The sequence below is a fragment of the Nocardia sp. NPDC005998 genome (assembly GCF_040614395.1).
Lineage (GTDB): Bacteria > Actinomycetota > Actinomycetes > Mycobacteriales > Mycobacteriaceae > Nocardia.
On sequence record NZ_JBEXUI010000026.1, the window covers coordinates 79,877 to 91,633 of the forward strand.

General features: G+C 64.8%; 6 protein-coding genes. All 6 read right to left on the reverse strand.

The annotated features are described in order from the left end of the window. Positions 1 to 38 precede the first annotated feature (38 nt). The 6 genes from ABZ293_RS28670 to ABZ293_RS28695 all read right to left on the reverse strand — a co-directional run bounded on the left by ABZ293_RS28670 (position 39) and on the right by ABZ293_RS28695 (position 11,694). Positions 39 to 347 (reverse strand): hypothetical protein, encoded by a 309-nt coding sequence (locus ABZ293_RS28670; protein ID WP_355185634.1) that lies wholly within the window; start codon positions 345 to 347, stop codon positions 39 to 41. A gap of 29 nt (positions 348 to 376) precedes the next feature. After that, the gene (locus ABZ293_RS28675) at positions 377 to 1,192 is read right to left on the reverse strand and encodes an ESX secretion-associated protein EspG (protein WP_355185636.1); all 816 of its coding nucleotides are present in this window, start codon (positions 1,190 to 1,192) and stop codon (positions 377 to 379) included. Beyond that, positions 1,189 to 3,876, reverse strand: a complete 2,688-nt coding sequence (locus tag ABZ293_RS28680; RefSeq protein ID WP_355185638.1) for a hypothetical protein — start codon at positions 3,874 to 3,876, stop codon at positions 1,189 to 1,191. The genes ABZ293_RS28675 and ABZ293_RS28680 overlap by 4 nt, the downstream gene beginning before the upstream one ends. Continuing rightward, positions 3,869 to 9,844 carry a hypothetical protein gene (locus tag ABZ293_RS28685; RefSeq protein WP_355185640.1) on the reverse strand — a complete coding sequence of 1,992 codons (5,976 nt, stop codon included), beginning with the start codon at positions 9,842 to 9,844 and terminating at the stop codon, positions 3,869 to 3,871. The genes ABZ293_RS28680 and ABZ293_RS28685 overlap by 8 nt, the downstream gene beginning before the upstream one ends. 12 nt (positions 9,845 to 9,856) lie before the next feature. Beyond that, a complete protein-coding gene (locus tag ABZ293_RS28690; protein ID WP_355185642.1) occupies positions 9,857 to 10,351 on the reverse strand; it encodes a YbaB/EbfC family nucleoid-associated protein in 495 nt (164 codons plus the stop codon). A 335-nt stretch (positions 10,352 to 10,686) separates the two neighbouring features. Next, on the reverse strand, positions 10,687 to 11,694 hold the full coding sequence (locus ABZ293_RS28695) for a hypothetical protein (protein WP_355185644.1): 1,008 nt from the start codon (positions 11,692 to 11,694) through the stop codon (positions 10,687 to 10,689). Positions 11,695 to 11,757 lie beyond the last annotated feature (63 nt).

Sequence of the window (11,757 nt, forward strand, 5' to 3'; positions counted from 1 at the left end):
GCGGTAATCCGTTCCGCGGCTTCCGGTTCCAGGCCGTATCACGTCGTCCGTTTATCCATGTTGTCCATCTTGTCCGCGGCGTCGCGCATGCCCTTGCTGAACTTGCCCGCCGACTTGGTCATGTTGTCGCCGCCGGTCAGCAGATTCTCCTCGGACTTGGTGTAGCCCTTGTCGCCCTTGGTGAACTTGTCGCCGTATTCGTCGTGGCCCCACGGGAAATTCTGCGCATGTACGGTGGTCTTCAGCGTGTCGATTATCTCCTTGGTCTTGTTGCCGACCTCGTCCATCCGGTCCGCGGCCTGCCGTAACTTGGTGGTGTCCACCCGGATTCGCTTGTTATCCGTCATGGCGGTCTCCTAACGCTGCTGATCCGAACTCAATACCGATCCTCGGGACGTCCCCATTCCCAATGGGTCTCCAGACGCTCCATCAAGTCGTTGATCTCCTTGTGGAGCCGATTCACCAGCTCCTGCCGGCCGGTCGAGACGGCCACGGTGGCCCGGCCGTCCTTCACCGCCATCACATACCGCCCGTCATCGGCCACATCCCGCCACAGCAGCACCCGCTCCTCGATACCGCGCGGACCGAACTTCGACCGGCCCTGCACCACCGTGATCGCCCCCGTCAGATCGGCACGCTGCTGGAAAAACCGCTGTGTCCGATACACCGGCCGATCCTCCACATCGTCTCGCACGAAGCTGCTGCCCCAGCTCGGCGCAATATGCTCCACCGGATCGGTCACCAACGGAATATCCGGCAACCGGCCACCCTCCACCCTCGGCAGCAACCGCACCACCGCCACCGACAACGCCCGCGGATCACACTCGGTCACCACGACCATCGGCGCATCGTAGGTCAGGGTTCCCCGCACCTGCTCGAACACGAACCCCAACGCACCCGCCCGCGCCACATGCACACGCAGCGCCTTGTCCTTGTCACCCCGATCCTGCTCATCCCAACTCTTCACCTGCACAAACAGTTCCGGTGCGCGCAGCACCTCGATCACGCCATCGAACGAACCGTCCAACCGCCGCTGCAAGTCCTCCCACACCGCCCGCTTACGACGGTCCATCTGATCGACCGTCACATCCTCGTCACTCTCGAACGCCAGCGGCCGCGGCATCGCACCGGCCCGATGCTGATCACACAGCACCAGGAACTCGAGCGCGGTGAACTTCCACTGCTGCGTCATGGCTCGATCACCGGCCTCACCCGATCCACATCGGGCCCGACCGCGTCATCGAAATTGGTGGTCGAGTCCAGGAACTTGGCGCGCTTATGCTCCTTCCCACCGACACCCTGCCCACCCATACCGCCACCCATACCACCCATCGGCGGCATGCCACCGGTGCCACCAGTGGACGAGGCCGGCATGGTCGGCATCTGACTGCCGTCGAAACTGCTCGGAGCACCGGCTCGCGGGAACAACTTCGACGACTCCGACGGATAGGCGGCCGTGATCGGCTGGTGCCCGCCGCCACCACCACTGCCGTCGCCACCGCCACCCGGGGCCCCGCCGTGACCACCGCCGAAGGCGGCCGCGAAATCATTCGGGATCGCGCTGTCGGGAAGACCCGGAATGTGCTGCATATCGCCCATGCCCGGGATACCGACCATGCCGTTGTTCACCAAACCGGCCACAGCGTCGGTGGTGGTCTTGACGACATCCCCGATCGCCCCGGTCACCGTCTTGACTCCATCGGTCAGCGCCTTGAACAACTCCGTGCCACCCGGCGTCTGCGACATCGTGTGTTGCAGATTCTGCAGCGACTCCGGACTCAAATCCTTCAACGCATCCGACCCCACACCGTTCATGATGTCCGAACCGAACTTCTGCAAATCCTGCGGACTCAGATGCTGCACGAAGTCCTGCCCCAACTTCTGCAACGCCTCCGGACTCATCTGCTTCAACAGCTCCGGACTCACATCCCCCAGCAGATCCGAACCGATCTTCTGCAACTGCTCCGGATTCAGGTTCTGGAACGGATTCTGGCCGTGCATCAGCTGATTGAGCAGGTCCTGCGGCGACTTCGGAGGCTGGAGGGGACCCGGCCCCCCGTTCTGGTTCTTCGGGTTCGAGTTGTTCGGCTGGTTGGGGTATTGCCCCTTGTTGTTCAGGTACGGGTTCTGGTTGGCCGAATCGCCGTTGTTGCCGCTGTTTCCGCTGTTTCCGCTGTCGCCGTTATTACCGCTGTTTCCGCTGTCGCCATTGTTGCCGCTGCTGTCGTTATTTTGACCGTTCTTGCCCATGATGTCCCCGGCGGCCTTTTTGTAGCCGTCCTGGTAACCCGCCTGGTAGTCGGGGCTGTTCTTATTTATGCCGCCGTTACCCTGGCTGTTGCCGCCACCCTGGTTGCTGCCGTCGCCCTGGTTGTTGCCACCACCCTGGTTACTGCCATCACCTTGGTTGCCGCCGCCCTGGTTGCCGCCACCTTGGTTACCGCCGCCCTGGTTACCGCCACCTTGGTTGCCACCACCCTGGTTACCGCCGCCTTGATTGTTGCCGCCACCCTGGTTGTTACCACCGCCTTGGTTATTGCCGCTGTTGTTGTTGCGGTCGTTCTGGCCGTCCTTGAAACCAGCCTTGTAATTGGGGCTGTTCTTGTCAATATTTCCGTTGTTGTTTCCGTTACCATCTCCGTTGCCGTTATTGTTATTACCGTTGCCGTTTCCGTTGCCGTTGCCGTTGCCTTTATTGTTATTGCCGCCGCCGTTGTTGTTGTTGTTGCCGCCGCCGTTGTTGTTGTTCCCGCCGTTATTATTGTTGTTGCCGCCGCCATTGTTGTTGTTGCCGCCGTTGTTGTTCCCGCCGTTGTTACCCGGCGGCGGCGGAGGCGGCGGGGGCGGCTGCTTTACGGTACCGGTCACGGTTATCGCGGGCATCGCGGCTACAGCGCCATTGATACCGGGCACCCAGACCGCCTTGTAGGTTTCCCTATAACCATCGCGCCAGTTGTCCTCGGTACTGTCCGTCGGCCCATGATTTGGGTAGGAATCCGAGGGCGTGTCGTTAAACATGGCGTAAATCCACTTCGCGCAATACTTCAGGTTCTCGCCCAGATTTTGGATACTGGTAGCGAAAATAAGCGAGTTCGCAGTGAACCGCTTGGTCGCATCCTTGGCCTTATTCGCGCCATCACCGGTCCACAGCGCATCGCTTCCATCAGGGCCTACAATATTATTGAGGGCTGCGTTGAGATTGGTGAGGTCATCCTTGATCTGTGCCGCCATCCATACATATTGAATACCAGCACCGTTCGCAACCCAGTCTTTTCCCTTAATCGCCTGGCCGAAACTACGGAATTTCTGGTAACTCCAATTACCGCCATCGCTGATGGTGATCGGGATGCCACTGTCTGCGCCCGGTGGTGGTGGCGGTGCAGTCGGGTGGTCTCCCTTGTTGGAGGGCGTGAAATCATTCGGCTTGACAGCCTTCGGCTCCATAGGGTCGACTTTCGATAGGTCGCCGATGTCCTTGAAGGCATCCGACGAATGCCCATCGGCATCCTTGTACTTGCGACCCGCACTCGTGAAAGTGTCCCCCATATCCTCCATGATCTTCTTCAGGTCACCCATTCGATCGATGACCTCCTGACCTTTGGCGTTGAAACGCCGCGTCAGCTCTTCAGCGCCGGATTCCTCGGTCCCGGACCAACTCGGCATAGTATCCATGCCCCGGTCGCCGATCCATTTCTGGTACCACTCCAGTTTTCCGATCATGTCGTGGCACGCTTGCGCCGCCGCGGCGAAAGCCTTCGGATCGGCCTTCACCGTGAGGTTCAGCTTGTTGTTATCCGCCAGCCCACGCAGATCATGCCAGTCGTTGATGTCGGTCTTGGTCGTATTGTCGACCGTCGGCGTCTTGTCGTCAGCCATCTGTAGTACTCCTGGTGGTCTTCGTGGTGGGTCGCTTCTCGATCACCGGCTCGGTCGCGGAAGTCGAAGCTCCCAGAGTGAACGGGACATCGGTCGAGTCGTCGGGGCCGGCGCGCTGCTCGGGGGCCTCGTCCGGCGAGGGCATCAGCACCGACTTCGGCTTCTTACGCGGCTTGTCGTCCTTCTTGCGATTCCGGCGCGACTCTTTCTTCTTCGCACCTTCGCCACCGCCGGGCGGCGTCCCGGAAGGCGGGGCTGCGGGCGCGCCGCCGGGTGCGGACGACCCGCCGGGTTGGTGCCCGTCCTGCATCGGGGGCATCCTCGGCGCGGACAACTGCGACCCGTTGGATCCGGAATTCCCTTGCTGCCCAGGGTCTCCCGAATGCTGCGGCGATTGGCCCAGGTTCTTCGTCGCCTCCGGATGCTGCGGGTCACCCGGATGGCTTCCAGTTCCCGGCGCACCGTGCTGGTCGCCGGAACCTGGAGCACCCGAATGGTCTCCGGAGCCGGTGCCATCCGAAGGGTTCCCGGAATCCGATGCGCCCGAATGGTTCTCGGATCCCGGAGCACCCGGTTGGTGCTGGGAACCGGGTCCGCCCGGCTGATTCTCCGAACCCGGAGCGCCCGGCTGATTCTCCGAACCCGGAGCGCCCGGCTGATCGCCTGTTCCCGGGTGTTCACCCGATCCGGGCGATCCCGAATTGTTCTCGCCACCAGTGGCATTCGGATCTCCCAGCCGGGTCGCCGGCTGCTGGCCGTCCAAATTCTGGGGTGCGCCAGGACTATTCGGCCCACCCGGCTGGCCGGGTGCTCCCGGATGATCCTGCGTGCCCGGATCGCCCTGTGTACCGGGACCGCCCTGCGTGCCCGGACCACCCTGCGCGGCCGGATCCTGCGACGGGTCCGGCCGATCCCCGGCACCCGGCGCGTTCGGGGAGCCGGGCTGACTGGTTCCCCCCTGCCCCAGACCGCCGGATCCCAATCCTCCCGCTCGATCGAGAGCCTCGCGCATCGCGGACAGGTCGGGCGGACGGGAACCGCTTCCGCCGCCAGGGGATTGCTGCGATGGGTTCGACGCGCTGTTCGATCCGTTCGAGCCCGGTCCGCCGACCGAACCGCCCGGGGGCATCGACGAACCGTTGCCGGGGCCCAAGCGCCAGAAGTCCGGCGATTGCTCGCCCTGACCGTTCGGCCCCGTGTCACCCCCGCCCGGTGGCGGGAACGAGCTATTCAGTCCCGGCGGCGGCGCCATCCCGTCCGCACCGTGCAGGTTCTGGAGCATCCGCTGCAACATCGCCGGATCCGGTCGCGGCGGTGGCGGTGGCCGGTTGTCGGCCTGCGACTGCCGGTTGTTGTCCGACGAGCCGTGATCACCGCCGGAACCGCCCCGGTCACCACCGGAGTTTCCGCCACCGTCACCCGAACCGGAGCCACCCGAGTTGCCACCGTGACCGGAACCGCCCGAGTTGCCGCCATGGCCGGAACCGCCGGAGTTACCACCCTGGCCGGAACCACCGGAATTACCACCCGAGCCACCGGAATTACCACCCTGACCGGAACCGCCGTTGCCGTAATGATTGCCGTTCCCGCCCGGACCCTGGGAATTCTGGTCGTACGGATCGTCATTCGACCAATCCTCGTCATCCGGACCGGGATCCGGCGGACCCCAGTAATCCGGATCGGGCGGACCCCAATAGTCCGGATCCGGTGGCCCCCACATGTTCTGGTTCGGCGAATCCTGGTTGAACGGGACCGGCGGCACCTTGCCGTTCTCGTACCCCTGCGGAATCCAGTCCTCGGCGAACGGCGGGGTCGGCGCCTCGTACCCGCCGGGCAGCCCATCGTTGTCGTCCAGCTGATGCGGCTTGATCTTGGCGGTCTGGTGGGTGCCGCCGATATACGGACTATTGCGATCGACGGGCGGTGCGACGGTCCCATCGGGATCCGAGACGTGCACCTTGTTCTTGTCGTCGACCGTCCAGGTCGTGCCGTCTCCCCTACTGCCCCAAGCGGTCTCGTCCCCGGCGGTGACCCGCACGGCCCCGTCACCGCGGACCTCACGCACCGGCCCGTCATCTCCATGGTCGACGAAAGCCGTTCCGTTCGGGCGGGTCCCGCGCACCACACCGTCGCCGTCGGTGAAACTCACTCCGCGCGGACCGATCTCGGAGACAGTGCCGTCGTCGTGGGTGACCCGGAACCCACCCGGCGTCTTCTCCAGCTCCGCGCCGTTGGACAGCTCGATCGGCTCTTTCAGCGACTTGGATTCGGTGTGCCCGTTCGGCGCGGTGACCTGTACGTTCCCACGCGAACCCGGCTCGTAGGTGGTGCCATCGCCGTCGAATACCTTGATGCCCTTGGGCGATGATTCGAACCCGATTCCGTCGGGCCGATCCATCTGGATCACCGCGGGATTGTGCGGGCCGTCCGGAACGAAGCCGCCGAACCGCTTCTGCGCCCCGGTGTCGCTCAGGTCGTGATGGATCACCGTCCCGTCGGGGTGCCTGGTACGCCCGCCACCGTGGCGATCCGCGCCGTCGAACACCACATGCGTGGTGTTGTCGGGATGTTCGACGGTGACCGCGCCGCCGGGTTCGGCGGTCTGCTTGGTCTGATCGGGGCCGGTGGTCACGGTCGGCTTACCCGGCCCGGACTCGACCACGGTGTCGTCCGCCTTGTGCACGATCGTGTCGCCGGTGTGTGAGGTGAACTCCGTTGCGCCGTTGGGCCTTACGGTCAAGGTCCAATCGCCCGGGGACTCCGTCCGCACCGAGCCGTCACCGAGCACCGTGTGCGAGACACCATCGGGCCGGGTGAACCTCGGCGAATGCCCACCGGTGCCCTTACCCGACACCGCGCCAGGACGGGGAGTCGGAGCGGCGCCGTCCGGGCCGACGAACACGATCGAATGGTCGGTATCAATCTTTATCCGCTGCGGATCACCCGGGCGGCCCACCAGAATGGTCCCGTCGTCACCGACCACATGCTCGGTGCCGTCTGGTGAGGTGACAACCACGTTGCCGTCCTCATCCTTCTCCCGCCCCGGCGTGCCGATGTGCACGGTGTCGTCGTGCGTATCGACCACCGTCGAGTCGTCCGGCCGGGTGCCGATGTGCACAGTGCTGTCGTGCGTATCGACTACCGTCGGGTCGTCCGGCCGGGTGTGGGTGGTGTTTCCCTCCGGATCGAAGTCCGTCCGGTCACCCCACGGCGAATGGAGTTCCGCGCCGCCGCTGCGCTTGACGATCGTCGTCGACCCGTCCGGAGACTTCGTCTGCACCGAACCGTTGTCGAGCACCGTGTGCTCGGTGCCGTCGTCCCGGCTGAAACTGCCGTCGTCCTCCCGGACCGGTCCACTCGGCTCGTCACTCCGCGGACCATGTTCTGCCCCAGCATCATTGCCGCTCTTGGGCACGAATTCGACCGAGCCGTCCAGACCGACCTTCACCCACGCCGGATCCTCCGGACGCCCGATGTAGATGTTCTGATCCTTGTCCACCCAATGCTCGGTGCCATCGGGCGAGGTGACCACCACATCACCCGACTCGCTGCGCGCCCAGTTCGGATGCTCCTGATCACCCTCGAACGACCGCACACCCGGGCCGTTGTCGTCGTGCCCGCGCTGCCCGCCCGAACCCGAATGCTGCTCCGGCGGAACCGATCCCCGCGGCGGCGGATCGCCCTCGGAGGGCCGCGAGCGCGGCGGCGGTGCCCCGCCGGCATCCGGCGGACGCTGCCGCGACGGTGAGCTGCCGCCCGAATCCGACCCAGGCACAGGAGTTCGCCGTGGCGGCACGTCACCGGGGCCGGAACCCGGTGCCGAGGACCGCGGCGGCCTCGAATCATTCGACCCCGCATCCGAACCGGGCGTTCGCTGCGGCGGACCACCAGGACCGGAATCGGAGGGACGCCGCGGCGGTGGCACCGAATCATCCGAACCCAACGACGACACCGCCGACGAACGCGGCGGGCGCCCCGCATCGCTCGAACCCAGCGACGACACCGACGCCGGTCCGCGCTGCGATTGTCCCGCAACGATATTCGTATCGGGCGTCGACCGCGACGGCGTCTGGACACCGCTCTTGGGCGGTTGCGACACCGACCCATCGCTCCCGGGAGCCGGACGCCCGCCGGGCGCGCCACCGCGGCCGTCGCCAGGGCCACCCGCGGGCCGGTCGGTCGATCCGCTGACCACCGACGAACCGCGGCTATCACCGGGCAGATTCGACGACGCCGGCGGGCGCGACGACGGACCATCGCTCGAGCCCGACGAACTTCCTTGACTCCCACCGGAATTCGAGGCCGGGGACTCGTTGCGGCTTCCCCCGTCATTGGACGGCGCATTCGACGAATGCGAGCCGCCGGTCGACGATCCATTCGACGAGTCCGAACCACCGTCCGAGGAATGCGAGCTGCCGTTCGACGACCCATTCGAGGAGCTTGGACCATCGCTCGACGAGTGTGAGCCGACGTTCGACGACCCACCCGACGAGTTCGAATCATTGCTCGAACCACCGGAATTCGACGTCAGCTTCTCGTACTGATTGGACGATCCACCCGACTGGCTGCTGTTGTCGTTCGTTACCGGGGGCGGTTGCTTGCTCGTACTCGAGTTGTTCGATCCCGAGTTGTTCGAGCCATAGCTACCCTCGCCGTCCGACTCGTGCGAGATGCTCCTGGGCGGCGGCGCGGGCGGCCCGTCCGAGTGGTTGCCGGTATACGCGGCCGAATGCGTCGACTGCGGCGAATTCTGCCCGCCCCCATACGTTTCCGGCCGGTCGCCAGGGCCATGGGAGTTACCGGAATTGAAGTCGTGATCGCCACCCCGCGGCCCCCACGTCCCGGGCGGGTTCTGAGTCGCGACCTGATCACCGTAGAAACCGTTCCCGGAACCGTTGTTACCGTGTCCGGAACCGTTGGGTCCCAATCCGCCCGGATCGTCCGAGAACCCGCCCCGCACCGGTATATCCACCGACCCGTCCCCGGGCGCCTTCCAGTTGACCTCGAAGTTGTGGTCGCCGTTGAACCCCTTACCTCCGAAGTGCCCCCTGGAACCACCCACCATCCCGCCCTGGGCCACGCCACCGACCCAGCCGTGCGGGTTGTTGAACGTCCCCTCCCAGTCACCGGTGACCAGCGCGGAGCCGATACCGCCGAAGGCGGTGAATACCGGGCCGGAACCGGCCCCCACGATCACGCCGTTGCCGATCCGGACCCACGGATTCGACAGCTTGTCCCCGAAGAACTTCGACGTGTACTTGTTGATCCAGTTCGCCGCCGCCCGGCCGAACGGGGCACCGATGCCCCCGCCGGCCATCGCACCGCCGAACTCTTTCCAGTCGAAATGCTTCCGGTGCCCGCCCGGGCCCATCTGTCCGACCTGCACGGCCGCGTCCAGCCCACCGGAAATCAACGCGCCCTCGAGGATCTTCATCACCCACCCCTTGCTGAGGTTGGCGAACTTCTCCCCGAAGACCGACAGCACCTTGGCCACGATCTTTTCCTGGATCTGCAATTCCAGGCGGCGCAGAATGAATTGGGTGGCCGCTTCATCGGCCGCTATCTCGGCCGCTGCGGTCGGCGGGAAGACCAAATCCCACGCGATTTCGATGGCGAGCGCGATCAGCGAGACGATCGTCATCAGTTTCGCGCTCTGAATCGACGTGCCGAAATCTTCGGTCGCGTCGGAGATCTGATCCATGAATTTCGCCAGCGAATCCATCGATTGATCGCCGGTCAGCATCTGGTCGAACAGCGCGCTGATCTTGTCGCCGCCCGCACCCTCGGGATAGGCGGAGACCGCGGTGCTTTTGACGCCCTCGATTTCCGGGGTCAGTTTCCGCAGTGCCTCGGCGGCCTCCTTGAAGGCGCTCGACACCGCCCAGCACTTGTCCTCGTCACCGTCCGGCCAGGTACCACCCGCGATCCACCCCAGCCAGCGCAGTTCCGGCGGCAGATACAGACTCATCCCGCGGCGACCTCACTTGTCGAGATCACTGACCATCGACCGGCGTTCGAACGGCTCCGCATCGCCGAAACGCGCTCCCTCGTCGTCGTATTGGCGTTCCGGGGAGTTCGGCGGCGCGGTCGACACCTTCGGCGCCACCGGCATCATGGACCGCACATCCGGCATGTCCTCGAGGAGCGCCGACAGCGGCGGCAACCGATCCTTGCGCTCCCGCAGCGGCTCCATCAGCTCCCGGCCCCGCTCGCTCACCTTCCGGGCGGCCCCCTGCACCGCCTCGGTCATCGCCGCGGCGATCTCGGCGAAGGTCAGATCGCCGATATCGTCGGCGAACCGGGTCTCGATGAGAATGCCATCGGCATTCACGGTCACACTGATTCGCTTCTGACATGCGGTAACGGTCGCGGTGAGCCGGGCACGATCACGCTGGATCTTCGCGAGACCCGCCATTTGATCGGTGAACGCCTCCATCATCATCGCGGCATCGGCCTGCAGTCGTTCATTCACCACCAGGGGCCTCCGCATCGTAGGTCGAGCCGTAACGCAACGCCGCGCTGAACATTTGCTACCAATTGGGATTCAACACCATGCCGATCAGATTCGAGTAATACCGGCATAACAGAGCGCCGCCGACGAGTCATAAAGGCATGACAAATGCGTCACAGCGGAAATTCCGGCGGTTACGGGAGACATGTTCGCGGGGTAATCGCTGCGGGCCCGCTCACATTTCTTCGCACGCCAGGATAACTCGCCGTGAACGCTCATCGAACCGAGAGCGACCGGGCGAGGTTACCGGCACGGGTTCGAGACGAACGTCGAGCGGGTGACGATCGTGACGTGATCGTTCAGGCGCCCGGTTGGCCTTCCGGATACTGCACGTCACCTTCGGTGCTCACCGGATTCGACGCGGGTATCGCACGATCGATCCGCGCAGACCTCGTATGCGCGTGTACCTCGTGCCGAGGCGAATCGACGTGTTCCTCCGGAGTCAGCCGCGACACCGAGCCCCGCAGCCGCCGCGCCATCGGAGCCTGCACGGTCTCCCCGGCACGCAACGGCTGCGTCGGCTCCGTACCGCGATTCGGGTAATCCGCCCGGCGAGCCATCGGCGCCTGCACCGTTTCCCTCGCACGCAACGGCTGCGTCGGCTCTACACCACGATTCGGGTAGTCCGCGCGCCGCGCCATCGGCGCCTGCACCGTCTCCCCCGCACGCAAAGGCTCCCTACCGCGATCCGGGAGATCCGCCCTTTGCGCCAGCGGAGCCTGCCACGACTGCTCGGTACCCTCCGTGCTCACCGGATCAGTGCCCGGTATCGAACGCTCGAACCGCCGCGGCGCCAGCGGAGCCTCCCTCGGCTGCTCGGTACCCTCCCGACTCACCGGATCCGTGGCGGGTATCGAACTCTCGGTGCGCCGCAATCTCCGTGGGGCCGAATAGGTTTCGAGTCTCCCCGATTCCTCCTGGACATCGCTGCGGTCCCGGTTGCGGAGCCAGTACCGAGGCTGTTCTCGTTGCAGCACACCGCGATCCTGATTCTGCGGGCGCAGTCTCGACTGCTCCTGCTCGTTCTTCTCGAACGTGGTCGCCGAGTCACGGAGATTCTTGGCGTTCGCCCCGAAGACCTCGGCGACCTTGGACAGGGATTCGAAGGTGTTGTCGCGGTTCTTGATGTACCCCTTGTCCCCGTCGGCGAACTTGTGCCCGCTCTTGTCGTCCCCCCACGCCTCGCCCTTGCTGCCGGAGCTCGACTTCAACGTCTCCAGCAGCTTCTTGGTCTCGTCGACGAGTTCGTCGAATTCGTTTGCGGAACGGCGCAATCCGTCCGGATTGAGCTCAACGCGATCGTTCATCGTGCTCCTCCTCCATTGGTGGTTTCTCGGCTGGGCGTCGCGGCGCCCGATTGCGTCATTGGT

What these genes read in the sequence shown, in the direction of transcription:
- ABZ293_RS28675 (WP_355185636.1), bottom strand. Translation starts at nt 1,192, where the DNA reads ATGACGCAGCAGTGGAAGTTCACCGCGCTCGAGTTCCTGGTGCTGTGT.
- ABZ293_RS28670 (WP_355185634.1), bottom strand. Translation starts at nt 347, where the DNA reads ATGACGGATAACAAGCGAATCCGGGTGGACACCACCAAGTTACGGCAG.
- ABZ293_RS28695 (WP_355185644.1), bottom strand. Translation starts at nt 11,694, where the DNA reads ATGAACGATCGCGTTGAGCTCAATCCGGACGGATTGCGCCGTTCCGCA.
- ABZ293_RS28685 (WP_355185640.1), bottom strand. Translation starts at nt 9,844, where the DNA reads ATGAGTCTGTATCTGCCGCCGGAACTGCGCTGGCTGGGGTGGATCGCG.
- ABZ293_RS28680 (WP_355185638.1), bottom strand. Translation starts at nt 3,876, where the DNA reads ATGGCTGACGACAAGACGCCGACGGTCGACAATACGACCAAGACCGAC.